General features: G+C 38.5%; 22 protein-coding genes and 1 tRNA gene. 13 read left to right on the forward strand and 10 right to left on the reverse strand.

Annotation, left to right across the window (positions count from 1 at the left end; all coding sequences use genetic code 11):
- Positions 1-142 precede the first annotated feature (142 nt).
- The 3 genes from ACY2A0_RS00995 to ACY2A0_RS01005 all read left to right on the forward strand — a co-directional run bounded on the left by ACY2A0_RS00995 (position 143) and on the right by ACY2A0_RS01005 (position 2,104).
- Complete coding sequence (locus ACY2A0_RS00995) at positions 143-988, forward strand: bifunctional helix-turn-helix domain-containing protein/methylated-DNA--[protein]-cysteine S-methyltransferase (RefSeq protein WP_461787776.1); 846 nt, start codon at positions 143-145, stop codon at positions 986-988.
- Between the two features lie 108 nt (positions 989-1,096).
- On the forward strand, positions 1,097-1,444 hold the full coding sequence (locus ACY2A0_RS01000; protein WP_461787777.1) for a four helix bundle protein: 348 nt from the start codon (positions 1,097-1,099) through the stop codon (positions 1,442-1,444).
- A 51-nt stretch (positions 1,445-1,495) separates the two neighbouring features.
- A complete protein-coding gene (locus tag ACY2A0_RS01005) occupies positions 1,496-2,104 on the forward strand; it encodes an alpha-ketoglutarate-dependent dioxygenase AlkB family protein (protein WP_461787778.1) in 609 nt (202 codons plus the stop codon).
- A gap of 15 nt (positions 2,105-2,119) precedes the next feature.
- Here ACY2A0_RS01005 and ACY2A0_RS01010 read toward each other — a convergent pair whose 3' ends face one another.
- From ACY2A0_RS01010 to ACY2A0_RS01020, 3 genes are all read right to left on the reverse strand, one after another.
- Complete coding sequence (locus tag ACY2A0_RS01010) at positions 2,120-2,314, reverse strand: PIN domain-containing protein (protein ID WP_461787779.1); 195 nt, start codon at positions 2,312-2,314, stop codon at positions 2,120-2,122.
- 163 nt (positions 2,315-2,477) lie between these two features.
- A complete protein-coding gene (locus tag ACY2A0_RS01015; RefSeq protein WP_461787780.1) occupies positions 2,478-2,681 on the reverse strand; it encodes a hypothetical protein in 204 nt (67 codons plus the stop codon).
- 30 nt (positions 2,682-2,711) lie between these two features.
- Positions 2,712-4,022 carry a DEAD/DEAH box helicase gene (locus ACY2A0_RS01020; RefSeq protein ID WP_461787781.1) on the reverse strand — a complete coding sequence of 437 codons (1,311 nt, stop codon included), beginning with the start codon at positions 4,020-4,022 and terminating at the stop codon, positions 2,712-2,714.
- 165 nt (positions 4,023-4,187) lie between these two features.
- Here ACY2A0_RS01020 and ACY2A0_RS01025 point away from each other — a divergent pair, with 165 nt between their 5' ends.
- The 9 genes from ACY2A0_RS01025 (at position 4,188) to ACY2A0_RS01065 (ending at position 11,952) form a co-directional block, all read left to right on the forward strand.
- Positions 4,188-4,736, forward strand: coding sequence for an RNA polymerase sigma factor (locus ACY2A0_RS01025; RefSeq protein WP_461787782.1), 549 nt, complete (start codon positions 4,188-4,190; stop codon positions 4,734-4,736).
- A 2-nt stretch (positions 4,737-4,738) separates the two neighbouring features.
- The gene (locus ACY2A0_RS01030; RefSeq protein ID WP_461787783.1) at positions 4,739-6,097 is read left to right on the forward strand and encodes a hypothetical protein; all 1,359 of its coding nucleotides are present in this window, start codon (positions 4,739-4,741) and stop codon (positions 6,095-6,097) included.
- Positions 6,094-6,501 (forward strand): hypothetical protein, encoded by a 408-nt coding sequence (locus ACY2A0_RS01035; RefSeq protein WP_461787784.1) that lies wholly within the window; start codon positions 6,094-6,096, stop codon positions 6,499-6,501. The genes ACY2A0_RS01030 and ACY2A0_RS01035 overlap by 4 nt, the downstream gene beginning before the upstream one ends.
- Before the next feature lie 143 nt (positions 6,502-6,644).
- Complete coding sequence (locus ACY2A0_RS01040) at positions 6,645-6,938, forward strand: hypothetical protein (protein ID WP_461787785.1); 294 nt, start codon at positions 6,645-6,647, stop codon at positions 6,936-6,938.
- Positions 6,939-7,067: 129 nt separating this feature from the next.
- Positions 7,068-9,491 carry a S9 family peptidase gene (locus tag ACY2A0_RS01045; protein ID WP_461787786.1) on the forward strand — a complete coding sequence of 808 codons (2,424 nt, stop codon included), beginning with the start codon at positions 7,068-7,070 and terminating at the stop codon, positions 9,489-9,491.
- Positions 9,492-9,555: 64 nt separating this feature from the next.
- A complete protein-coding gene (locus tag ACY2A0_RS01050; RefSeq protein ID WP_461787787.1) occupies positions 9,556-10,380 on the forward strand; it encodes a ThuA domain-containing protein in 825 nt (274 codons plus the stop codon).
- 38 nt (positions 10,381-10,418) lie between these two features.
- Positions 10,419-10,880, forward strand: a complete 462-nt coding sequence (locus ACY2A0_RS01055) for a DinB family protein (RefSeq protein ID WP_461787788.1) — start codon at positions 10,419-10,421, stop codon at positions 10,878-10,880.
- A 2-nt stretch (positions 10,881-10,882) separates the two neighbouring features.
- Positions 10,883-11,680 carry a tRNA pseudouridine synthase A gene (locus ACY2A0_RS01060; protein WP_461787789.1) on the forward strand — a complete coding sequence of 266 codons (798 nt, stop codon included), beginning with the start codon at positions 10,883-10,885 and terminating at the stop codon, positions 11,678-11,680.
- An 83-nt stretch (positions 11,681-11,763) separates the two neighbouring features.
- Positions 11,764-11,952 carry a hypothetical protein gene (locus tag ACY2A0_RS01065; RefSeq protein WP_461787790.1) on the forward strand — a complete coding sequence of 63 codons (189 nt, stop codon included), beginning with the start codon at positions 11,764-11,766 and terminating at the stop codon, positions 11,950-11,952.
- A 36-nt stretch (positions 11,953-11,988) separates the two neighbouring features.
- Here the strand turns inward: ACY2A0_RS01065 and ACY2A0_RS01070 are convergent.
- Positions 11,989-12,060: transfer RNA gene (locus ACY2A0_RS01070), tRNA-Arg, on the reverse strand.
- A 199-nt stretch (positions 12,061-12,259) separates the two neighbouring features.
- Between ACY2A0_RS01070 and mgtE the strand changes: the two genes are divergently transcribed.
- Positions 12,260-13,633 carry a magnesium transporter gene (mgtE, locus tag ACY2A0_RS01075; protein WP_461787791.1) on the forward strand — a complete coding sequence of 458 codons (1,374 nt, stop codon included), beginning with the start codon at positions 12,260-12,262 and terminating at the stop codon, positions 13,631-13,633.
- A gap of 66 nt (positions 13,634-13,699) precedes the next feature.
- Here the strand turns inward: mgtE and ACY2A0_RS01080 are convergent, their stop codons facing one another.
- The 6 genes from ACY2A0_RS01080 to ACY2A0_RS01105 form a co-directional block, all read right to left on the reverse strand.
- A complete protein-coding gene (locus ACY2A0_RS01080; RefSeq protein WP_461787792.1) occupies positions 13,700-15,466 on the reverse strand; it encodes a Kelch repeat-containing protein in 1,767 nt (588 codons plus the stop codon).
- 1 nt (position 15,467) lies between these two features.
- The gene (locus ACY2A0_RS01085; protein WP_461787793.1) at positions 15,468-18,281 is read right to left on the reverse strand and encodes a M16 family metallopeptidase; all 2,814 of its coding nucleotides are present in this window, start codon (positions 18,279-18,281) and stop codon (positions 15,468-15,470) included.
- 7 nt (positions 18,282-18,288) lie between these two features.
- Positions 18,289-18,756: a hypothetical protein gene (locus tag ACY2A0_RS01090; protein ID WP_461787794.1), complete on the reverse strand. Its 468-nt coding sequence runs from the start codon at positions 18,754-18,756 to the stop codon at positions 18,289-18,291.
- A 7-nt stretch (positions 18,757-18,763) separates the two neighbouring features.
- On the reverse strand, positions 18,764-20,170 hold the full coding sequence (locus tag ACY2A0_RS01095; protein ID WP_461787795.1) for a RagB/SusD family nutrient uptake outer membrane protein: 1,407 nt from the start codon (positions 20,168-20,170) through the stop codon (positions 18,764-18,766).
- Positions 20,171-20,183: 13 nt separating this feature from the next.
- On the reverse strand, positions 20,184-23,444 hold the full coding sequence (locus ACY2A0_RS01100) for a SusC/RagA family TonB-linked outer membrane protein (RefSeq protein WP_461787796.1): 3,261 nt from the start codon (positions 23,442-23,444) through the stop codon (positions 20,184-20,186).
- A gap of 145 nt (positions 23,445-23,589) precedes the next feature.
- Positions 23,590-24,738 carry a FecR family protein gene (locus ACY2A0_RS01105; RefSeq protein ID WP_461787797.1) on the reverse strand — a complete coding sequence of 383 codons (1,149 nt, stop codon included), beginning with the start codon at positions 24,736-24,738 and terminating at the stop codon, positions 23,590-23,592.
- Positions 24,739-24,753 lie beyond the last annotated feature (15 nt).

Genomic DNA, 24,753 nt, shown 5'->3' on the forward strand with positions numbered 1-24,753 from the left:
TGCCGAGGTAGCGCTTGGGGCGGCTAAGAGTGAAAGCGGGACTGAACTAGCCAAGTACTGCTTGAATTCATTTTCAAAACAAAGCAAGTTTCGGATTTTAAGTTACCCCGGTTTGTGAGATTTTTGCTTAAATTTAAGGCTGATGAATACGCAAGAAGAGCTGAATTATGCAAGAATTGCCAAAGCAATTGAGTATATAAAAACGCATTTTAAAGATCAACCCAACTTGGATGATGTGGCAGAGCATGTAAATTTAAGTCCGTTCCATTTCCAACGCTTATTTACGGAATGGGCTGGCACTAGTCCGAAGAAATTTTTGCAATATGTGAGTGTAAATTATGCTAAGCAACTGCTAACAACGCAAAAGGCAACCTTATTTGACACTGCCTTCGAAACCGGATTATCGGGCACCAGTCGCCTACACGATTTATTTGTGAACATTGAGGGAATGACACCTGCAGAGTATAAGAATGGCGGTTCCGAACTTGACATCAACTTTAGCTTGAATGCCACAAAATTTGGTAATTTATTAACGGCTGCCACTCCAAAAGGTGTTTGCTACATGGCGTTTTATGAAGATGAAACCACAGCAATTAACCTGCTAAAAGCAAAATTTCCTAAAGCACACTTTCACCTTAAAATAGATGATTTGCAGCAGAATGCGATGTTAATATTCAAGGAAGATTGGAGTAACCTGCCTGAAATTAAATTACACTTAAAAGGAACGGATTTTCAATTGAAGGTTTGGGAGGCGCTGCTTAAAATTCCGATGGGACAGTTGGCAACCTACGGCAAACTAGCACATGAAATTGGCAATGTGAATGCATCAAGGGCGGTTGGAACAGCTATTGGGAGTAACCCGGTTGCTTTTTTAATTCCTTGCCACAGGGTGATCCAAAGTAGTGGTAATTTTGGAGGTTACATGTGGGGCAATACACGCAAAACAGCGATTATTGGCTGGGAGCAGGCGGTGGTTGGTAATCAGTGAACAGGAATCAGGGGTCAGGAGTCAGGAGTCAGTGATCGGTGATCAGTACCTAGATATCGATGTTCAGTAGAAGGATTATTTTTTAAATTTGGAAATCAGCATTAACCTATGGCTATAAAATGTTTTGAAGATATTGTGGCTTGGCAAAAGGCACAAGACTTTTCTGTATTTATTTACAAGAGTTTTGGAAATTTAAAAGATTGGGATTTCCGAAGTCAAATATGTAGAGCGTCAGTTTCGATTTCCAACAATATTGCAGAAGGGTTTGACAGAGGCACAAAACCGGAGTTTAAGCGATTTTTGTATATCAGTTTGGCTTCGACAAGTGAAGTAAAATCAATGTTGTACCTTGCCAAAAGGTTAAATTATGTTGATGAGATCACTTTTATAACTTTGCTTTCTCAAGCACAGGAAATTTCAAAAATAACCAACGGACTTATCAAATCGATTGCCTGATACCTAACACCTAACACCTAACCACTAATACCTAACCCCTAACCCTAAAAAATGACCTTATTCACCAATATCCAAGACGCTTCAAAAAACTTTCTTCCTAAAGACGGTGTTGTAAATTACTACGGCACAATTTTCAGCAAAGCTGAAGCTGATATTTACTATAAAAAATTGTTAGAGGAAATTGCTTGGGAAAACGATCAGGCGGTGATTTTCGGCAAATTGATTATCACCAAACGTAAAGTGGCTTGGTACGGCGAAAAGCCTTTTCAATACACCTATTCCAACATCACTAAAACCGCACTACCTTGGACAGAAGAGCTACTAGCCTTAAAAAATAAGGCTGAAGAACTTTCTGGGGAAACTTTCAACTCCTGCTTACTAAACCTTTACCACAACGGCAGCGAAGGCATGGCTTGGCACAGCGATGCAGAAAAAGATTTGAAAAAAGACGGCGCTATTGCCTCTTTAAGCTTTGGAGCGGAAAGAAAATTTGCCCTTAAGCACAAAGAAGATAAAACAACCGTTTCGCTGTTTTTGGAACACGGTAGCTTACTGATCATGAAAGGCACGACACAAACGCATTGGCTTCACAGGTTACCGCCTACCAAGTTGGTAAGCAAACCGAGAATCAATTTGACATTTAGAACGATTGTGGGGTGATGTGCCTAACAACTACTACCATTCCCAAGGATTTTCAATTTCTAGGTTAGCAATCCCCTTAAAATCTTCCACATTTCTAGTTAGTAAGACATATCCACCGACTAGAACCGTGGCAGCTAGTAGCTCATCTGGCAATTTGATTTTTTTAGATTTCCTGATAGAAATGGTATTCTCAACGATGTTGGCATCTACATACACAACCGTTACCATATCTATGAAAGCGATTAAGCTTGGTAAAACGCTGGGGTGACCTAATTTTCAATTCTATTGACAAATGAAATATTGAATTCCTCATCAATAATATTACTGATTTTAATAGCAGCACTTTTCGGCAATAGGCCACCGACATATTCAATCAGTATATTGGTATCAATTAAATATCTCTTTCCCATTTTTCTCTACTCTCAACAACGCTTTTTAAAAGCTCTTTCGCTGTTTTCGACGGAATGGCACCGACATAATCAGATGGCTTTTTTGGTAACGAATCACTTTTCTTAAATGAAACACCAAATTGTTTCAATATTTCCTTAATTAAAGCACTTTTCTCGTCGGGAACGTTTATAATCAAAGTCTCCATAACCAAATTTAACAATTTTTATTCCAAATCCTAGCCATGCTTTTTTTGCTTGTTCATCTTAGCTTTTTCACCGCTGCTGTAGTTAGTTGTTTTTGCATTGCTTTCTTTTTTAGGCTGAAACGCAGCATTTCTAAACGCTTCCTCTTCTGCCTGCTGCCGCTCTAATTCCTTTGCATTTTTAGTTTTAACCTTAGCCGTTTTGCTGGTATCTTCTACAAGTAAACCATCAGGCAAATCAGCTTCCTGCATCTTTTGCCCTATCGCTTGTTCTATCTTTCTTAATTCTGAAAGTTCTAAATCAGCAATAAAATTAAGCGCTACAAAATCCACCTCATCTTTTTTAAGCACTCGGTTAATGTACAACATCCTATCTTCCGGCAGCTCAAAGTGAAAAACAAACGGAATACCGCTCAAACTTGATTCCTCAAAATTCTCATTAGCCACAATGAGCACTCTGGCCTTTTCGTTCACTTTAAAAGCATCTAAACTTTCAAAGCCAGCTTCGTCAAAAAACAATGGTTTATGAACAAATATGTCGTCCGCCTTACCGTCGAACAAATCTTTAGACAAAGTTTGTGCTGTTAATCGGGTGTTTACAAAAACCACCACTTTATCAAAAACTTCCGTATCTGCCAACAACAAATTAAGCAAGTTCAGTTTGGTACGAAAATTAGGAACATGATAAACCAGCTGAGTATAAGTCTCTACTTTTGCATCCATTACTTCATCAACCTCAATGGTTGCAGGTATGAACATAAAATCAGCAATCATTTTCTCAAGCCTCTCATGCATTACATCGGTAAATACCAAGTGTTGACATTTTTGAATACTGTTTGCCAACTCATTGACAGGCAATTGCAACCCTTGCTTTACCAAATCTGCGGCATCATCCAACACCAACATCTGTATTTTATTGGTATTAAGCCCAAGTTTCAAATAAATTGCTCTGGCTCTAGTTGGAACAGCAACAATAATATCCACACCCGAAGTGAGCTCTTCAACTTGTTCGTCAATAGGTTCATCAGCGTGGATACCTACAATTTTAAAGGTGCTATTTCTGTTTAGCTGATTAAAACAAGCTAGTACTTCCAATACTTTCTCTTTGTTAGGCACTAAAATTAAAGCTCTTGGAGCATCGCCTCCGCCAGTTTTTAAGCGCATTAAGGTAGCCAATACGTAGGTGGTAGTTTTACCGCTTCCCTCGGGGCCAATGGCTATCACGTCCTGTCCGCCTAAAATACGTGACATGGTTTTTAACTGGATTTCTTTGGCTGATAAATGCCCTAAAGCACTCATTGCAGCTACCAAAGGTTTACTTAATTTTAATTGTTCTAACGACACCTTGTATTGATTATATGAACTGCAAATTTACAGAAATAAAAAAGAATGGGCTAAAACCATTATTTTTAAATTTTTTGTAGCGTTTTTAATGTACCTGCCGTATAGGGTTTCAAATGTCGGTTGCTAGAGAACAGTTTTAACGTTATTGAATTGAAGAGATAACGTATGTCAGATAACGAGAGCTTAAGTAAGCTCATTAGTGCTTGTAAAAAGGGCGATTTACGTCAACAGGAGTTACTGTACAAACAGTTCTATGGCTACGCTTTGGGGGTTTGTATTCGTTATCTCAACAATAAAGAAGATGCTTTAGAAGCAGCCAATGATAGTTTCATCAAAGTGTTCAAGTCGATTGCAAGCTTTAATGATGAAAACAATTTTAAGCCTTGGTTCAGACGTATTTTAATTAACACTTCGCTCGACTATCGCAGAAAAGCAATGCGATTTAGTGAGGCGCTTGAATTAACCGACACCGTAGCTCAAACAACTCATAGTTGTGCCATCGATAAACTTAGCGCTCAGGATATTTTATCGCTTATGAAACACTTAAACGACATGCAGCGAGCAGTTTTTAACCTTTACGAAATTGACGGCTACTCTCATAAAGAAATAGGTAATATGCTTAACATCCCAGAAAGTTCATCAAGAACGTATTTAACACGGGCAAAACAAGCATTACAACAATTATTAACCACCCACTCCATTTATAGCAAATAGATATGAAAACGAGTGAAGAAGAATTGATACAACATACTAAATCCGTTTTTGAGGATTATAATGATGGTTTTGCCGACCATGGTTGGGCAGAGCTACGCAAAAAATATCCCGAAAAAGAACGCAAGTTACTTCCAATTTGGTGGCTTACGGGCGTTGCCGCTACGTTGCTAATTGTGGTGGGTTTATACTTTAATGATACTTTCGAAAAACAACATGTAAAATTAAAAGTACAGCAAGTTAAAGGCAAAACTAGGAAAGATGCTGATGTGACCGCAGCTAAGCAGGAAGAGGCATATGCCAAGTCGAAGCCACATAAAAATGAGAAAAATACTTTAGGCAGTGATATTCCTGCTTCAAGAAAGAATACGCCTACTATCAAAAACAGCATTGCTAGGTCGACTTATTTGGCTAAAAATTCAACTTTAAAGAGCAGCGGCGCTGTGCCAAAAACTATGATTAATAATGCTACCGCTCAACATATAGATCCGGTGTCGCCAATTAAAAATACCGATGACCAGTCGGGACTTTTAGCTGTTAATTCAACTACGCAAGATTCTGTTGTCATCGAAAAAAGCAAAGCAGCAATCAATTATACTACAACTGTGCCGCCATCTGAAAAAAAATCAACTGAAGAATTCTTAAAGGATCAGAGCAAGCTTTTAGCGCATAACGAAAAGAATAAGGATAAAAAAAATCAATCAAAAACTACATTCGAGGTTTTTACTGGCACTTTTTTCAATTATCATGATAACAATGAGGCCAAGCTAAGTGCTGGATTAGGTTTAAACGCCAATATCGAAGTAGCAAAAAATTTGGTGCTTAGTGTAGGTGCAGGCATTAGCCAAAATAAGGTGAGCTACGAAAACAAAGTTCCTGCAGAAGTTACACAGTCTATGTTTGCTGCTAGGGACGTTGCTTTGAGCTTGGCACCATCCAACGCTCCTTATTCTGCAACCGCAACTAACGATGTGAACTTCAATGGGCGGCTTTTAAGCATTGATTTGCCGATTGCTTTTAAATTTTTTCCTACAAAAAGACAAGATTTTTATATCTCCACCGGGATCAACTCAAGTACATATTTATCTCAAAAGTATACCTACAATTATAATCTGAGTAATTTCGGGATACAAAACGGTGCGGCTCAGGCTAAACAACAAACCGAAGAAAGTAACTTAGGAGGATTCGATTTTGCAAACAATGCCATTATTGCCGTGGGTTTTAATCAAACTTTAGGCAAAAACATTTTAATTTTCGAACCCTATTATAAACCTGCCTTAAATACAATGGGCAATAAAAACTTGCGGATTAGCTCGGCCGGAATTAACTTGAAATTTAACTTTAACGGCAGCAATAAAAAATGAAAAAATTAACGTTATTGATACTTTCTATTGGGCTTTGCGTAATTGTCTCTTGTAGAAAGGAAGATCCGTATAACATAGCTGGAGATTATCAATTAACCGAGGAAGCGCCAATTACAGTATCAAAACGGAAAATGCCCGTTAAAATAGGCGTTTTGAATATTATAAGTACCTTATGCCCGCCTAATGCACTTTGTGTTTCGCAGGGTTTTGGAGCTACTGATGTAGCCTTTAAAACTAACGAAGGACAAATCACAATTAAAGTTTGTACAGGAATGTGCAACCAGCTGCCGACCAAAGAAAAAGTGACACTTAACGGTGTAACTTACGAGGTAACCCTAACAGCGGTAAAGCCTCTAGGATCAACAGGAAAATTAAGTGTAATTATCAATTTAAAAAAACTGTAAAACTATCTTTTACTGTTGTTTTTCAATCAATCACAACTATTTGAAATAGTCCTTTTTTTGAAAGGCGAAAACATTAGCAGATTTTATTCGTTACAACTACAGCTATTAACGATACTGAATTTGAAATTAGATAAACTAAGCTGATGAGAAAGTTATTTTTCCTTTTTTTAACGTTTTCCTTTATATTCTTTATTTCTTGCTCTAAAGACTTTTTGCAAGTTGATGCTGTAGTTGAAAAAAACTGCACTGGTACCTACTTAAAAATTGACAACAAGTACTACTACGTTTGCAATCAATCTATAATATCGTCATATGCTAGTGGGCAATCAATCAGTGTTTCTTATGAAGTATTAGAAGGCTGTGCCGGATTAAGTACGCCAGCATGCGACCTAAAATTCAATTATGATAGCATTATTGAAATAAAAGAGATCATTTAGTTGAATTTTAAAGACCCACTTTCTTTTTACTTTAAAACTTCGTGAAGTAATCCAAAATTTTTGATACAAAAAACCTAAAGTCATTTACTATATGTAAGTTTATAACATCATTAAACTTACATATCAAAAATGAAAAAAGTTATACTCAACTTATTATTCGTGGGTTTTGGAGGATATGCTTTAGCGCAAGATGCGGTAACCTATCAAACTCCTCCCAAAATAATGGCTGATTTGTTATTAGCTAAGCCAACTCCAGGAGTTAGCATAGATAGCAAAGCAGAATGGATTTTGTTCAGTGACCGTAACCCTTACCCATCAATCGAGGAGCTGGCAATGCCTGAATATAAGATTGCCGGAATGCGGATTAATCCTAACAACTATTCTCCTAGCCGACAAACGTACGTAAACAACTTCAGCCTAAAAAACATTAAAACTGGTAAAACTAGCGCAATAACAGGGCTACCAACAGTGCTTTATGCTGGAAATATGCGTTGGAACCCAAGCGAAACCAAAATTGCATTTACCCAAACTTCGCAGGATAGAGTTGATTTATATGTTATCGATGTTGCAACTGCAAAGGCAACAAAAATGAATAAACAGCCTTTAAACGCTATTTTAGGTAGTAGCTTAATGTGGGTTGATGATCAAACACTTATCTATCAGGTAGCAACGAAACCTGCTACTTCAGCACCGAAACGTCCATTGGCACCTAAAGGGCCAACAGTACAAGAAAACTTAGGCAAAGTTGCACCTAGTGCTACCATCCAAGATTTAATCAAATCACCTTACGATGAACAGCTTTTTGAGTTTTTTGCTACCTCACAACTTGTACAAAATAAAGGTGGCGTAGAAACGCCTATAGGTGGTCCAGCCATTTATAGCAGCGTGAGTTTATCTCCAGATAAAAACTATTTGATGGTTCGTACCATTAAAAAACCATTTTCGTACTTAGTTGCAGCTTATGGTTTTCCTTCTACCGTAAAGATTATTGACAGAGCAGGAAAAACAATTAAAGTATTGGCTGAATTGCCTTCTAGCGAAGTTCGCCCATCTGGATATGACAATGTACAAAACGTTCCGCGTGGTTTTGATTGGAGAGATGATGAAGCTGCAACCATTGTTTGGGCCAAACCGTTAGACAGTGGTTTGATTAAAAAAAATGTTGAGTTTCATGATGCTGTTTATGAACTGAAAGCACCTTTCACAGGTACAGAAAAAGAGCTATTGAAAACGAAAACTCGTTTTGCTGGAATTAGTTGGGGTAATGCCAACTTGGCCTTGGTGAGAGAGATGTCGAGAATTAAACAAACTAGCAAGGTAAGCAAACTCAATCCAAGCACCGGTGCAATGGAAACGCTTTATGAGTTGAATACTACCGATGCTTACAACAATCCGGGCAATCCCGTTACCGAGAAAAATAAATTTGGCCGCCAAGTAATTTTGACAACTGATAATGGCACTAAACTGCTATTGAACAATACCACAGGTGCTTCTCCAAAAGGCGATTTGCCATTTATTGCTAAGTTTGACCTGAACACCAAAAAGAACGAAATTTTATGGCGTTGTCCAGAAGGAACTTTTGAAGTGGTAACCGATGTATTAGATCCTCAAAAATTAGTGCTTTTAACTCGCAGAGAGAGCAAAACCGAGGTGCCAAATTACTTCGTTAAAAATCTAGTGCTACGTGTTGCAGATAAGCAAATCACTAATTTCAGCAATCCATACAGTGCTTTAGAAGGCGTAACAAAACAGAAAATCACCTACAAACGTGCGGATGGAATTGATTTAACCGGCGATCTGTATCTACCAAAAGGCTACAATAAAGATAAAGACGGTCCGCTTCCTACTTTGATATGGGCTTATCCACGCGAATTCAATTCGGCAAGTGATGCTGCTCAAATCAGAGGTTCTGAAAATAAATTTATCACGATTAGCTCAGGCGGCCCGGTGTTTTATGTAACTCAAGGATATGCTGTGTTAGATAACGCGGAAATGCCTATTGTAGCTAAAGATGGCAAACGCCCGAACGACTCTTTTGTAGAACAATTGAAATTAAATGCTGAAGCGGCCATCAACAAACTTAGTGAAATGGGCGTTGGTGATAAAAACAGAATGGCTGTAGGCGGCCACAGTTATGGAGCTTTCATGACCGCAAATTTATTGGCACACACCAATTTATTTAAAGCAGGTGTTGCTCGTAGCGGCGCTTACAACCGAACGTTAACACCTTTCGGTTTCCAAAACGAAGACCGCACTTACTGGCAAGCACCACAACTTTACTATGAAATGAGCCCGTTTAGCTATGCTGATAAAATTAAGACGCCTATATTATTGATCCACGGCGAGATGGATGATAACCAAGGGACGTTCCCAATCAATAGCGAACGCTTATTTAATGCTATTAAAGGCCACGGAGGTACTACCCGTTTTGTTTACCTACCTTACGAAGCACACGGCTACCGTGCAAAAGAGAACATTTTGCACATGCTTTGGGAAACCAACAAATGGCTAGATACTTATGTTAAAAACGCCAAACCAATGGCAAGCAAATAATTAACTTTAAAGGGCAATGTTTCCATTGCCCTTTATTATGTGATCTACCTTCTACCCTATTACCATGCTCAAAAAACCAATCGTTTTTATCGCATTACTTCTTTTTACGTGTAGTGCGTATGCTCAAAAAAGTAAATTCAGCGTTATCGCTTTTTTTACCGAAAAAAGTGATTTGGCTCATATTTCTTACGTAGAGGAAGCTAACACCTGGTTGCCAACTGCCGCTAAGCAATATCATTTTACGTATGATACTACTAGTAACTGGAATAATTTAAACGCCGCTTACCTTGCTAAATATCAAGTAGTTTTGTTTCTTGATACCAGACCTGAAAAAGCCGAGCAACGTATTGCTTTTGAAAATTACATGAAAAACGGAGGTGCTTGGATGGGCTTTCACTTCTCTGCTTTTGCACTCAGCCCCTCTTCTTTCCCACAAAATTGGGATTGGTACCATAATGAGTTCTTGGGGTCTGGACAATATGCCAGCAACACTTGGCGACCAACATCAGCGGCATTAAGGATAAATGGTGAACATCCAGTAACTAAAAAGCTTCCAAAAATCTTTACATCGCAACCAAACGAATGGTACCGATGGGAACGAGACTTACGCAAAAATCCTGATATTGAAATCCTTTTAAGTATAGACAGCACAAGTTTCCCTTTGGGCACTGGACCAAAAGCGCATGAAATTTGGCATAGCGGATTTTATCCAGTGGTATGGACAAACAGAAACTACAAAATGGTTTATGTGAACATGGGTCATAATGACATGGATTATGAACACAAATACGGTAAAGCTGTTAATTCACTATCCAAAACGTTCGAAAATGACATCCAAAATCAACTGATTATTAATGCGCTGTTGTGGCTAGGTAAGACTAAAAAATAACTAGTGCTATAAACGTTGAGAAAAGTATATTTGCACCTATGGATAAAATATTTGAAGTAATAAGAGCTAGTCGCAAGGCATTGCTAAGTTTGGTTGAAAATTTAACTACCGAGCAAATGAACAAAATACCTACAGGCTTTAACAACAATTTAGCTTGGCAAATGGGGCATTTGGTCGTAAGCCAGCAAGTTCTCTGCTACAAATTATCCAATAATGATTTTGTAATTGATCCAAGCTTGATCGACAAATATAAAAATGGCTCAAAACCTGAGAGCTTCATTACCGCAGAGGAAATTGATCAAATTAAAGGCTATCTTTTAAGCACCATCGATCAGTTGGAGGAAGATTTAGCTGCGCAAAAATTTAACAATTATACGCCTTACACTATCAGCACCTACAAAGGTTACAGGTTAGAAAAAGTGGAAGACGCTATAAAGTTCATCGTTTCTCATGATGGCTTGCATTATGGCTGTAGTTTAATGATGAAAAAATTCGTTTAACATTGCGATATTTTTTTCACATCGGTTACAACGGCCACACTTACGGAGGCTGGCAGCGACATCCGAAAGCAAATAGCGTTCAAGAAATTATTGAGACTAGCTTAAGCGGACTGCTAAAAACTCCAACTGGTATAGTAGGTTGCGGTCGTACGGATAGTAAGGTGCACGCAAGTCAGTACTTTTTTCATGCGGATATTGACGTACCGCTTCGTGATGATCTTATTTTCATCCTTAACAAAGTATTGCCGCACAACATCGCCATTTTTGACGTAATACCAATGGACGGCAAACAACATGCTCGTTTTGACGCAGTCCAACGACAATATGATTATTTTTGGCATACCTATAAAAATCCATTCTTAGGTCAACTAAGTTCTTTCCATCAAGTGGATAAACTAGACTTGCTCGAAATGAAAAAGGCAGTAGCTTTACTGCCAAAATATAAAGATTACAGAGCATTTTGTACTACCCCGGATAAGAATGAACATACGATATGCAACGTGATGGATGCAAAATTATACTGCGCTGCCAACGAAGAGCATTTTCGCTTCCACATTTCGTCTAATCGCTTCTTAAGCAAGATGATCAGGCTATTGATGGGAAATATATTGCGAATTGGCACACATCAAATGAGTGTAGATGAATTTGAACATCATTTGATCTCTAAAGAAATACCGCGAGATTTCCACGCCGCTTCTGGCATTGGTTTATACCTATCAAAAGTAACTTACCCTTATCTTAATTTACCTTGCCGAACTGAATTCAACAACTTTGCAAAAAGTAGCTGGATTGAAATTTAAAGGTCGATTTATAAAAAATGTTAGCTTCTGAAGAACCTAAAGCCTAGTTCTTTTGTTGATGTATTATACCAAAATCTAACGAAATGAACATCACTGGAACTACAAAAGGAAACGACAAGGACACTGATAAAGGAAGTAAGCCCGTAAATAGCGTAAAAGACGATATTGAAAAAGGGAAAATTAAACAGGTGAAATCCAAAAATCCGGCCAAGCAACGCGAACAAAGCGAACAACCGGTTCACCCCATTAAAAAAGCTCCAAAAGATCAATAAATAAAAAGCCTTGAAGATAGATCCAAGGCTTTTTTGTGTTCCCGGCGGGAGTCGAACCCACATCATCAGAACCGGAATCTGACATTCTATCCATTGAACTACGGAAACAAAATATCGGCAAATATAGTTATTCCTATCGTTTGACAAAGGCAATAGTTTAAACTTAGTGGGCTGAGCAGCTAAGCAACAATTAAATAACTATAAAAACTTGATTAAACAGCAGCTAATTTGTGTAAAACACCAAAGTTTTAAAATAAAAAACGCAACTTTACACGCCCACGAAGTATAACGTACAAAACCGAGGCTTATGGAAGAACTGCAGGTAGAAGAAGTATTAGATTTGTTGGAAAACGAAAATGATAGGCAGCTGAAAGCCTACCTCAATGAGCTTAACATTTCGGACGTGGAAGAGCTAATTGATGAACTTCCCCAATATGCAGTTAAATTCATAGAAACCTTATCGAGCAAACGTGCAGTTAACGTATTTCGAATTCTTGATTTTCCTACTCAAGAACGTATCATTAAAAAGCTGCAAGCAAATAAACTTACTGAAATTATTAGGCAACTACCGCCTGATGATAGAACAGCACTTTTTGGGGAATTAAAGGGCGATGCAGTAAAGAAATTACTGGTACTGCTACCCGATAACGATCGTATAGAGGCTTTGAATTTATTGGGTTACGCAGAAGATAGCGTAGGTAGGATGATGACCCCAGATTTCATTGCGGTAAAAACAGACTGGACAGTTGGCCGGGTACTTAATCACATCAGAAGATACGGAAAAAACTCAGAAACCATTGACGTGATTTACGTTATTGACAAAGATGGCGTGCTTTTGGATGACATCAGAATAAGAGAAATTCTTCTTTCTGACCCCGAGGCAAAAATTGGTGATTTAACAGATAACCGACTGATTTCTTTGAATGTTACCGACCCGCAGGAGGAAGCAATTAACGTTTTCAAAATGAACAATCGCGTGGCTTTACCTGTAGTTGATGATAAAAATATCCTTTTAGGCATTGTAACCGTAGATGATATTTTGTGGATTGCCCATGAAGAATACACCGAAGACATGCACAAAATGGGTGGTACGCAAGCACTTGATGAACCTTACCTGGATGTTCCTGTTTTCGAACTTTATAAAAAGCGTGTTGTTTGGCTAATTGTGCTGTTTTTTGGCGAGCTGCTCACGATCACCGCCATGTCCAACTTCGAAAGTCAAATTGCTAAAGTGGTTATTTTGGCCACCTTTATTCCACTGATTATATCTAGTGGAGGAAACAGCGGTTCACAGGCTGCAACGCTAATTATTCAGGCGATGGCACTTGGCGAGGTTACCATTAAAGATTGGTGGAACGTGATGAGACGAGAAATTTTTTCGGGTATATTTTTGGGTACAACCCTATGTTTGCTGAGTTTCTGCGTAATTGGTGCTTGGCACATTTTAATGCCTGGATTTAGCGAACATTACGTGCTTATCGGTTTAGTAGTAGGCTGCTCGTTAATTGGAGTGGTATTGTGGGGCACACTAATGGGCTCTATGCTACCTTTGTTACTTAAGCGCTTAGGTGCTGACCCGGCCGCTTCATCTACGCCCTTTGTTGCAACCCTTGTAGATGTAACTGGACTCATCATTTATTTCTCTTTTGCATTGCTATTTTTGAGAGGCGTGCTATTGTAATTTTCTAACGTTAAAATAAAAAAGGCCAGTATTGCTACTGACCTCCGATATTGCGCTAATTATTAACTATTCGTATTTGTAAACCACTGTTTTAAGACTCGAACTTAAACTTGCCACTACATATATTTTTCCATTCGGTGCCGACTGGATGTCAAAAGCGGAAATTTTTTCGTTGATGATTTTACGTTCGGTATTCCAATTGTTGGTTTGCTTATTCAAGCTTTTGATTACCAAAGAAGTTGCATTTGCATAAGCGAAATACAAATTATCATCTTTATCGATGGTTAGAGCAAAGGTGTCAGATACTGCCCCGCTAAGCACTCCGTTCCCTATTTCTTGCCAGGCGTTAGCCGTCGCATTGTATTTCATCACATGGTTCATTCTATTAGCTCCTGAACCCACTTGGAAAGCCAAATAAGCCTGTCCAGTTCTATCAACTGCTACAGAAACTGATTGGAAGCCCACCAAACCATCAGGTGCTGAAAATGAAGTTGGCCCAACGGCAGTCCATGTGTTGTTAACTAATTTATAAAGCGATGGTCTGTTTGAACCTGTTGTTCTTTCCATCAAGCCTAAATAAATATTTCCATCTAAACCTTTAACAATATGATTTTGGAACATCGTTTTACCCGTTAAGGTTCCCGTAACATCACTCCAAGCGTTATTTTTATAACCCATCACAAAAACACCTCGCTGTGGTATAGAAGCATATTCGTTGCTATTGCTTTGTTTGGCCATAGCAATCATTGGTGTATTGTCATCGGCAATCACCATGTTGAAATAATCAATCTTCATTGGCGTAAATCTGTCTGCACTAACGCTTGTCCAGGCACTACCGCTATATTTTTTAACAGTAGCTCTTTGGTCTGCATTGAAGTAATCTTTGTAACCGATGTATAATTCTCCAGCATTGTTAAACGCAATACTTTGCACATCTGCTCTAAAATCCGACACTCCAAGTTTATCGCCTAAATTTTGCCACTGTCCGCTAACGTATCCCATTACGGCTACTTTTCTATTATCGGTAGCGATTGTTGCACCGCTTTCATCTTTACCTGTACGTTGGTAAACAAAATAAGGGTTACTATTTAATGGGTTAATGGCCATTTTAGGAGCAGCTGCTGTTGGGACAGTGAGGTTATCACCGAAAAGTTCCCATTGTTTACCTAAAAATGAAACATTCACTTTAAACTCATAAGGTGTAGTTAGGGATGGCTCATTCAAGGTGTATATAACTTGGCTATCAAAATTATTTGGTGTAACCTTGCTTTGCTGATCTACGCCAGCTACTTTGAGCGTTGCACCATTCGTAGTTACAAACATAGCCTTAAGTCCTAAAAAAGAAACTGACTCCGGTAGAGCAACTTCAATGTTAAAGCCTTTAATTACACCGATATAATCCGCTGGAAGAGATGGGTTATCTTCTTTAAAAAATCCAAAACTTAGTATGGTTATTTTTTTAATTACAGTTACGGTGTAAGTTTTAGTCGTCTTATCCTCAGCCTTAACAGTGTATTTTTTTGAACTGGTAAAATCTTGCACCGAAATACCAGATTCCTGCACTTCCTGTCCAACCTGAACTATTGTTCTAGCGTTATCCGTTTTAAAAATAGCTTTCAAATTGGTCACATCAACATCGGTTGGTACAGTAACCGTAATCGTTCCGTTATCAATTACTCCCTCAAAACTTTGCGGAACTCCTTGGGCGTTTTCTATGTTGAATGCAAAAGACTCGATACCTTTGCTATACATTACCGGATCTTTTTTACAATTGGCAAGAGTCACTACAATTAGTAGTAAACATGCACCTAATTTGTTAAAAACAGTATTCATGTTATTTATTTAAAGTCTTAAAATTTTCTGGCATCAATACCGCTTTTATGCCAGGTTGATTAATAATGTATTTTCTTGCATACGCTGCTATTTGAGCAGGAGTAATGCCATTCACCATTTCTTCGTAACGATTGAAATAGCTAAAATCTTTAAAGCCAAAATAAAACTGGTTGCGAAGTGCGGAACTCCAAAACAAATTTTTGTCGTATTGCTTTTTGTACGCATCTATCTGTTGCAGCTTGATATTATTCAAATCATCAAGGAAATAGTTTGGATTATTAGCTACTTTATCCAGTTCTATTTGAACTTGTTTAGTTAGAAAGTCGGCAGCTTCGGGAGCGCAGCTAAAACTAATACGCGAACGAATTAAAGGAGATGGAATTTTAGTTGCTGAAACAGAAACACCAACACCGTACACACCTGAGTTTTCTTCGCGAAGATTAAGCCTTAACTTTACTTTTAGCACTTCCTGTAGCAAGGTTTGCAGGATGATATCAGGGTAATCGTAAGTAACATCATTACTTTGATAAAAAATATTTACAGTGCTTTTAGGCGCCTTGCCGGCATACATTAGAATGTCTTTGGCTTTATCACCTCCGTTAGGACCATTATACTTAAATTCCTTCGAATAGTTTCCGCCTGGTAAACCCCCAATGTATTGGGCTATCATTGGTTTAATGCTGTCCAAATTAAAATCTCCCACTACTACAAACTGAAAATCTTTGGCGGATCCGAAGCGGCTTTTAAATACTGGAATAATATCATCAAAGCTCAATTCCTTGTTAATCCTCTCCGCGGTGATGGATGAACTAAAGTCTTCTTCTCCCTTTAACAACTCTGAAATTGCCTGATTGTAAGCGTAACTAGGTGAAAGTTTAGCATTCTCGATACTTTCCAACGCCTTGCGCTTCGCTTGATCAAATGTCACTTTATCCGCATTAGGAAACATCCACTTTAAATACATCAATTGAAACATAGTTTTTGCATCTTTCCAATCAGCATTGGTTACTACACCCTCCCTATTATTAGAAAGCACCAATACCGCTGAAGCAGAATTTCCTGTAAGGTATTCTGTAAGTGCTTTTCTACTGAATTTGCCTGCTCCGCTTAAACCTGTAACCGCTTTCACAAATTGTGCAGTTACGTATTGGGTTGAATCTAAAGCATACATTCCACCTGCCCTAAAGCCAGAAATCGTCAGATAATCTTTCTTTTCCTTGGTTTGCTTAAGGTATACGGTAGTACCATTGGATAAATTCCATTTAGTTACCCCAATTGCTGCTAATTGTTCTTCGCTGATAACTTTACCGGTCATAGGCTCTTTCTCCAATAACTTGTTAGGTATTTCAACGGCATCAGTCCACGGTGAAATTTGCTTCTTAGCAACACTGGCAAACATGGCTTTAACTTGGCTTTCGCTAGGCAACAATGCCTTATCCTTTTCAGGCGCAGTGAGCAAAACCACCATGTTATTAGGTGTTAGTTTTGACTTTAAAAACTGATGTAGCGTAACTGAGTCTATACGCTGTGCATATTTCAAAGCCAAAGTATTACGCTGGCTTTTTTCCATCATCACACTGCCTTGGTAGAAATCACCGTACATTTCATTCAGGTAAGTTTCTGCTTGGCTTTTTTCTTCTTTAGCACCACGCTTAATTGCTGCAACATATTCTGCTTTGTATTTTTTAATTTCCTCTGCAGTAAACCCATAGCGCAAAATACGCTGAAGTTCAACCAGATAACTTTCAATACCTTCAGTAACTTGATCATGATATAACGACGCACCGCCGGCTAGCATAGCGTTTTTTAACACGATATTACTTATAGAAAAACTACCCTCTTTGTAATTATCCTGCAATTGGGCTACGCGGCTGAACCTATTTTTAGCTAATCCATTGAAAAAGCTTCTAATTTGCTGTTGCTGGAAATCTTGTTCTGTTTTTACACCGCCAGATGATTTAATTTTGTGGTAAAAACTGAAGTCAATGGATCTGGCTTCCTTATCAGTAAGAATAGAGAAAAGCGTATCTCGGTGCGACGGCAAATCGTAAAATACACGCGGTGCTTTGCTTTTTGCTTTATATTGGTTGAATTCGGTCTTGATATACTGCTCCACTTTTTTAGGATCAATATCCGTTACGATGGCAATGGCCATGAGATCTGGTCGATACCACTTTTCGTAAAAATCTACAATAGTTTGTCGCTTAAAGTTCTTCAGGACATCTACTTTACCAATAGGTAATCGATCAGCGTACCTTGATTTGTTAAACAAAACGGGCAAATATTGATCTCTCAATCTGTTTTCAGCGCCTTGTTTGCTGCGCCACTCTTCGATTACCACACCTCTTTCCTTGTCAATCTCTGCTTGGTCAAATGTCACTCCAAAAGCCCAATCAGCCATGATATCGATCGACTTCTCTAGATTTTTTTCATCTTTAGTATTGATACTAATTTTGTATATGGTTTCGTCAAAACTGGTATGTGCATTTAAATCAGCGCCAAACTTTACACCTTTAGATTCTAAGAAAGTAATTACATCATTTTTTGAATAATGTTTAGTGCCGTTAAAAGCCATGTGCTCTATAAAATGCGCTAAGCCAAGCTGACTCTCTTCTTCTTGTAAAGAACCGGCGTTTAAAAACAACCTTAAAGTTGAAGTGCCTGGATCTTTATCACTTTGATATATGTAATACGTAAAGCCGTTGCTAAGCTGGCCTTTCACCAATTTAGGACTTTGCTTAAGTGGCTGACCAAAACTTATTAAATAACAAAAAGTCATTAAAATGGCAGCCGTACTTATTCTTATTATTTTCATTACGCTATTATTTTTTGGTAATTATTAATTCCTTCTGCAACTGATCTGGTCCCGGCAAGCCTATCGTATAATTTTTACTGTTACTCAATAAACGTATGATAATCGTGTTATTTTTGGTGGGATCAACTGGGGCTGCAATCCATTTAATTGTGATTGGTCGCTCAAAAATACCGTTAGCAAAGTTTAACGTATTACCTTGGGTAATTAGCAAAAAATCACGACCCGATTGTAGGCCATCGCCAATAATTACTTCGTATTTAAGCTCTACTGGCTCAAATTGCAGTTTTGTACTGAAGAACACTTTGTAGTCAACCTGATCGTTTCTGTCGGTAGCAACTACAACGCTGGAGCTATTTCCAACATTGATGTGAAAAAACGGATGATCATAAGGCTCGAACTCATCTTTACAAGCCGAAAATATCGCAATCATTATTAATACTGATACGATTCCTATATATTTTAAGTTCCTTTTCATTTCTTTACTATTTATATCCTGGGTTTTGCTGCATTGCTGGATTGGCATCCAATTCTCTTGTACTGATAGGAAGTGCAAACCTGTAATCAGGATAATTGATTCCGCAAACAACGGAGTTACAACCAGTTCCTCTTTGCAGATTTTCTTTCCTCCTTACGATATCGAAAAAACGATGGCCTTCGAAACAAAGCTCCCTATTTCTCTCATCCGCAATTTTTTCATACAAATCAGTTGGATCAGTGTAAGTGATGGTCACTGGTGCAGCATGTGCACGACTAGAAATTACTTCGATGTCAGCTTTGGCTTCGTTATACTTTTGTAGGTTCCAATTGGCTTCAGCTCTGTTCAAATAAACTTCGGCTAAACGAATAACTTTGATAGTTAGATTGCTACTGTATTTCTTAGTAATCCCGTTAGAAAATGTACTCGTTTTTCTAACGTCATTATCATCAAGCTTATTTGTTAATTTCGGAGATCTTACATATTGAACATTTCCGCCAGAAAACACGTTTAAGATTTCTCTAGAGCCAGAAAGTTTTGTTCCGGCACCATTAAGAAAGAACAATAATTCCTTTTTTACCGCAGCATCTTTATCCGGATAATTGACAAATACATTTGGATACTCTGCGGCTGAAGCCAACTGATATCGAGTATCGGCTATCACAAGGTCTGCAGATTTTACACAATTTGCCCAATCGCCTTTATAGAGATATACTCGAGAAAGTAAGCCAAGGGCTGCCTGGTAACTGATTAATGCTTGATCTGTTGCGTTGTTGTACTTGCTCAAATAAGGCAGTGCATTGTTTAAATCGGCCAGTATCTGATCGTAGGTTTGCTTCATGGTAGCTCGTGGTACTGCAGTAGCTGGTGCCGGAGTTTTAGTTAATACTGGTACGCCTAAGTGAGAGGCGTCAGCAGTAAAGTTATAAGGCTGCGCATACACCCTACTTAAATCAAAGTGGCAAAGCGCCCTTAGCACTAATGCCTGACCTTCAATTCGTTCTATTTCCGCTAAATTGCCAGGAAACTTATCCTTTAACGCTGGAATAGCATTTAATAAATTATTTACGTTGTTAAGCGTTTCGAAAATTGACACCCAAATTTTTCTTGGAGTTACTAAAATATCATCGGGTGTTGCTGTAAAATTAAACACTTCTAACATTACCGAATTATCTCCCGTTGCTGGAACATTAATTACGTTGTCCGAAGCTACATCGCCAAACATGCCAAACTCATTTCTATAGTAAGTTAACATACTAGTGTATGCTCCAGTAAGCCCTACCCTAGCACCTTGAATATCTTCAAACAACACTTGTTTGCCAACTCTGCCAATAGGTTCCTTTTCCAAAAATTTCTTACATGACCCAAGCGTTATGGCCAATATCATGAGAAGGATATATTTTATTTTTTTCATTTCTATTCTCTAATTAAAAACTAACATTAAGACCTAAAGAAAGTATCAGCGGCTGAGGATAAGGGTTAAAAGAGTTTCTATATCCATTAAAACCTTTCTTAGTTTTGTAAGGTGTCCAAAATGCAACGTTATCTGCTTGAGCATATACATTGACATTTTGTAATGACAGTTTCTTGCTCAACTCTGGTGAAAACCTGTAATTTAAACTCACGTTTGAAATCCTAAATGCTGATCTGTTATGTAAAAATCTAGTAGAGTTACGACCATTGTCGGCATTTTCATTTAACATAAGCTTAGGTGTTAGTGTTAAGTCACCGGGCTCCCGCCACCTGTCTAATTGATTTCTAGACTGATTTTCGGCAGCTAAGTTCCTTCCGTCAGATTCGGCAGCTCTTTGTAAATTGCTAAATAGATATCCTCCTACCGTGTACTGAAAAAGCACATTAAGTGCAAAGTTTTTGTACTCCACGGTATTGGTCATGCCTCCAAAAAAATCGGGATTTTGGCTTCCCATTATCACTCGGTTATCTAAACTGAAGGTTTTAGTTAAATTACCTCTTGCATCATACCATAGCGGCCCGCCATCTCTTGGATCAACGCCTGCCCATCTAATTAAGTAATTGGTTCTTACGTCCTCTCCTACTTTAAGTATCCTAGTGTCATAACGAGTTTCGGTATTATTGTAAAGCTCAAGTACTTTGTTTCTATTGATAGCAAAATTCAAGTTGGTTGTCCATGAGAAATCTCTGCGAAGGATATTCTGAGTTTTTAAGGCAATTTCTAGTCCCCTATTTCGCAATTTCCCTATGTTTTGAGTAATTTTTTCAAACCCTGTGGTACTAGTAGAGTAAACGTCATCCAGTGCATCTACGGTTTTATTATAGTAAGCCTCCACGTCGATAGAAATACGCTTAAACAAGCCTAAGCTAATCCCGGCATTATACAAATAGGTAGTTTCCCAAGATAATAGCGGATTTTCACCTGAAACCATGATTGCGCCTGCCGATCCATTATAGCGATACTCGGTATTAAAACCGTACACGCCTTTTGATTTATAAGCGCCAATACGTGAGTTACCATTAGTACCAAAGCTGAATTTAAGTTTAGCAAAATCAATGGCTTTTACTTTCCAAAAAGCTTCGTTGCTGATGGTCCAAGAGGCACCTATAGAACTAAATGTGGCCCAACGTACATCGGTACCAAAATCTGAATTGGCATCTCTGCGGAAGCTCCCCACCACGTGGTACTTTCTGTCCCAAGAGTATTTGGCCTGTCCGTAATAAGACAATGAGCTTTGCTCAGCAGCTGAACTTGCTCCGTTGATGTTTACGGCGTAACTTACTTCTTTAATTTTATCATTAGCAAAGCCCCAGCCTGTAGCACTTACCGAACGCCTGTTTTTATCCATTGCTTCGCCACCAAGTAGCGCAGATACAGAATGTTTTCCAAAATCCTTCTCGTAATTAAATCTGTGCTGAGAGTTCCAGGTAAAATCGTTACTACCGCTTCGATAGGCTGCACCACCGCCATCTGGATTTAAGCTTCCACTAAACGTAAACATAGAAGCATAAGAAACTTCGTTAGTAGAAATGTATTCGATACCGTTTGTAGTAGTGTAGCTTAGTCCCGGCAAAATTTTAACCGTTCCGCCCAAGTTGGCGTACATGGCCATATTTTTTTGCATGTCGTCGTTCAACTTCGCCTCGGCCAATGAGTTGTACGGCTTAAGGATAAAACTTCCATCGGCAGCATACGGGCCATCAATTGGGCGGTTAGTATAATAATCATCGCCTGGATTGAAAAGTTTGTCGATTACGTATGAATTGCCCATTCTAAAAAACAGGTCGATGCTTTTATTGATATTTTGGTCTAAATTGATTCTGCTCGTAAAACGCTGAGTTTGATTGGCCAACATGATTGGCTTTTCGTTGAAATAGGAGCCGGAAACGTAAAATTTAGTTTTGGATGTACCTCCAGTGAAAGATAAATCATGTTGCGAGGTTATTCCATTTCTGAAAAAAACATTATACCAATCAGTTTCGCTTCCGTTCGGCGCTGGATATGTTGCCGATGGATTATTCGCCTTGGCTTCAGCAAGTAACGTTTTATACTCTGATACCGATAATACTTTGAATTTATTATCATTCAACAAGTTAACACCCGATCTGAAACCATAGTTCACCCTGCTTTTTTCGTCTTTTCCTCTGAAAGTAGTAATAAGTACCACCCCATTTGAACCATTTGCACCATAGATTGAGGTTGCAGTAGCATCTTTTAAAATCGTGATTGTTTCGATATCATTCGGATTGAGAAAGCTCAGAGGGCTAATGCTTGTATTTCTGCCAGTCATTGAATTATTTTGGTCACCGGTGTTCATTGGAATTCCATCAATTACCCACAACGGATCTGCAGATGCTCCGATAGACCCCTCGCCTCTGATGCGTGTTTGATAACGTGGCCTTGCACTTGCAGTGGTTTGATCTTGCATTTGCACCATAACGCCCGGCACCACACCGTCAAGCAATTGATCAATACGATTTAACGGCCTACGCTCAATTTGCCTTGCTGTTAATTGTTGTGCACTACCTACCTGACTCTCTTTAGTTTCTTTGGTTCCGTAAGCAGTAATAATTACTTCCTGTAAATTGCTGGCAGTTTCTGTTAAAACTACATCTATCATTTTATTACCCGCAACCGCAACTTCTTTTGTTCCGTAGCCAATAATAGAAAATACGAGCGTGCCATTTGAAGGCACTTTGATAGTGTAATATCCATCCGCATCAGAATTTACAGCCTTACTGGTTCCTTTAACTCTGATAACCACACCAGGAAGCGGCTGTGGATCTTTTCCGATACCCTCACCAGACTTCACTTGTCCTTTGACGGTAATCTCTTCCTGATTGGCATTAACTTTTGTTTCGGATAAAATGATGGTTTTGTCAATAATTTTGTAGCTTAAATGCAGCTGATCAGAAATTTCTTGAAGGACGTCTTTCAAGTCCTTATCTTTCGCACTCACCGTAATTTTTCCACGTTTCAATGCTTCATTAGCATCGTATAGGAAGAAAAAGCCAGTTTGTTTTTTAATGATTTCCGATACCTGCGCTAAACTTTCATTTTTAGCGTTTATGCTTACTTTTTGCGCATAACCAGCCGCTTTTACGCCAAATACGCAAAGTATAATTAGGCATACAGTTAATCTCATAATTAATAGTATTTTTCTATTAAATAGTTTGCTTGTTCCCGAACTTTTGTCGGGAAGGAATTGTTTCATATGTTTGTATGTATTGGTTTTAAATTTTGAATGAATTCTGAGCTCATCAAGGTGTTAATAACCATGCGATGATCCGGAAGCATTGGCGTGCTTTCGGATTTTTTTATGGCTATTTTTTGTTTGGTGTTAGTGTTTGGTTACATAGCTATTGGTTAAAGTTTACAGTTACGATTTTATCTTTTAGGTTAAATTTAGCGTGGGTTACGGTGCTCAGCATTTCCAGCACCTGATTTAAAGTGGCTTGCCTGCGGATGCTTCCTGTTATACTTTGAGCGCTAACATGGCCTTCATAGGCAATTTGGACGTCGTACCATCTGGCGATTTGGTCTAGTACGTCTTTAATTTGATCTTCCTTGAAATAGAAAACGCCTTCTTTCCAAGCAATTGATTTATATACTTCTGTTTGCTGTATGGAAATTTCCCCTGCATTAACGAATGCCTCCTGACCAGGTTTCAGGAATTTTTCACCTTTGCCATCTGTAACGCTAACCGATCCTTCAATCAATGTAGTGGTGCTGGTTTTACCATAAGTATTGATGTTAAAATGCGTACCAAAAACCTTAACCTGTGTATCATTAAACGCCACAATAAACGGTTTGGCAGGTAAGTGAGCCACCTCAAAATAAGCTTCGCCTTTTAACTCAACTCGTCGTTCATCTCCATCAAAATTCTCCGGAAAGCGAAGATATGAGGAAGCATTTAACCAAACCTTAGTGCCATCAGGCAGTACTATTTGGTATTCTCCCGCTCTTGGTGTACGGAGCGAATTGACGCCATTTTCGTGCAACTTTTTACGCTTAGCATTGAAGTAGATTGTTCCCTGCTTAACATCAAAGTTACCCGCTTCACGTTCGGCAATCGACTTACCATCTAAATGAACTATAAGTCCGTCTGAAAGTTCAAGAATGGCTTTTTTATCTCCAGGAGCTACGTCGTAGGCGGTTTCCTGATCAGAAATTGTGTGATAATTGCGCTGATAAAGATAGACCCCCAAGAAAGAAAAACTAACTATAACCGCAGCGGCGTAAGGCAGCCACAGCCTAAACAAAGATTTTGTTTTAACCTGCGTAAGCTGTTGAAAGTTCTTCCATTGTGCATTTACATCTACCTGATTTAACGAGTTAATTCCTACTTGAATATTTTGCGTATCTCTAAAACTCTCTAGAAGGGATTTGTTAGCATCGCTTTCTGCTAGCCAAGCTTGCAACTCATTATTTTCCTGATCGTTGATTTCATTTTTCAAAAATTTCACAATCAGCGATGCAATATATTCGAAGTCTTTTTGAGGTGTCATATCCTTAAAGAAACT

This window comes from Pedobacter sp., assembly GCF_965249885.1.
In the GTDB taxonomy this organism is placed as follows: Bacteria; Bacteroidota; Bacteroidia; order Sphingobacteriales; family Sphingobacteriaceae; genus Pedobacter.

Excerpts from the sequence above, each read along its gene's own strand:
- ACY2A0_RS01035 (WP_461787784.1), top strand. The coding sequence starts at position 6,094 with ATGAAAAAATTAACGTTATTGATACTTTCTATTGGGCTTTGCGTAATT.
- ACY2A0_RS01065 (WP_461787790.1), top strand. The coding sequence starts at position 11,764 with ATGAACATCACTGGAACTACAAAAGGAAACGACAAGGACACTGATAAA.
- ACY2A0_RS01085 (WP_461787793.1), bottom strand. The coding sequence starts at position 18,281 with ATGAAAATAATAAGAATAAGTACGGCTGCCATTTTAATGACTTTTTGT.
- ACY2A0_RS01015 (WP_461787780.1), bottom strand. The coding sequence starts at position 2,681 with ATGGAGACTTTGATTATAAACGTTCCCGACGAGAAAAGTGCTTTAATT.
- ACY2A0_RS01105 (WP_461787797.1), bottom strand. The coding sequence starts at position 24,738 with ATGACACCTCAAAAAGACTTCGAATATATTGCATCGCTGATTGTGAAA.
- ACY2A0_RS01010 (WP_461787779.1), bottom strand. The coding sequence starts at position 2,314 with ATGGTAACGGTTGTGTATGTAGATGCCAACATCGTTGAGAATACCATT.
- ACY2A0_RS01025 (WP_461787782.1), top strand. The coding sequence starts at position 4,188 with ATGTCAGATAACGAGAGCTTAAGTAAGCTCATTAGTGCTTGTAAAAAG.
- ACY2A0_RS01000 (WP_461787777.1), top strand. The coding sequence starts at position 1,097 with ATGGCTATAAAATGTTTTGAAGATATTGTGGCTTGGCAAAAGGCACAA.
- ACY2A0_RS01100 (WP_461787796.1), bottom strand. The coding sequence starts at position 23,444 with ATGAAACAATTCCTTCCCGACAAAAGTTCGGGAACAAGCAAACTATTT.
- ACY2A0_RS01095 (WP_461787795.1), bottom strand. The coding sequence starts at position 20,170 with ATGAAAAAAATAAAATATATCCTTCTCATGATATTGGCCATAACGCTT.
- ACY2A0_RS01040 (WP_461787785.1), top strand. The coding sequence starts at position 6,645 with ATGAGAAAGTTATTTTTCCTTTTTTTAACGTTTTCCTTTATATTCTTT.
- ACY2A0_RS01050 (WP_461787787.1), top strand. The coding sequence starts at position 9,556 with ATGCTCAAAAAACCAATCGTTTTTATCGCATTACTTCTTTTTACGTGT.
- ACY2A0_RS00995 (WP_461787776.1), top strand. The coding sequence starts at position 143 with ATGAATACGCAAGAAGAGCTGAATTATGCAAGAATTGCCAAAGCAATT.
- mgtE (WP_461787791.1), top strand. The coding sequence starts at position 12,260 with ATGGAAGAACTGCAGGTAGAAGAAGTATTAGATTTGTTGGAAAACGAA.
- ACY2A0_RS01045 (WP_461787786.1), top strand. The coding sequence starts at position 7,068 with ATGAAAAAAGTTATACTCAACTTATTATTCGTGGGTTTTGGAGGATAT.
- ACY2A0_RS01080 (WP_461787792.1), bottom strand. The coding sequence starts at position 15,466 with ATGAATACTGTTTTTAACAAATTAGGTGCATGTTTACTACTAATTGTA.
- ACY2A0_RS01090 (WP_461787794.1), bottom strand. The coding sequence starts at position 18,756 with ATGAAAAGGAACTTAAAATATATAGGAATCGTATCAGTATTAATAATG.
- ACY2A0_RS01055 (WP_461787788.1), top strand. The coding sequence starts at position 10,419 with ATGGATAAAATATTTGAAGTAATAAGAGCTAGTCGCAAGGCATTGCTA.
- ACY2A0_RS01030 (WP_461787783.1), top strand. The coding sequence starts at position 4,739 with ATGAAAACGAGTGAAGAAGAATTGATACAACATACTAAATCCGTTTTT.
- ACY2A0_RS01005 (WP_461787778.1), top strand. The coding sequence starts at position 1,496 with ATGACCTTATTCACCAATATCCAAGACGCTTCAAAAAACTTTCTTCCT.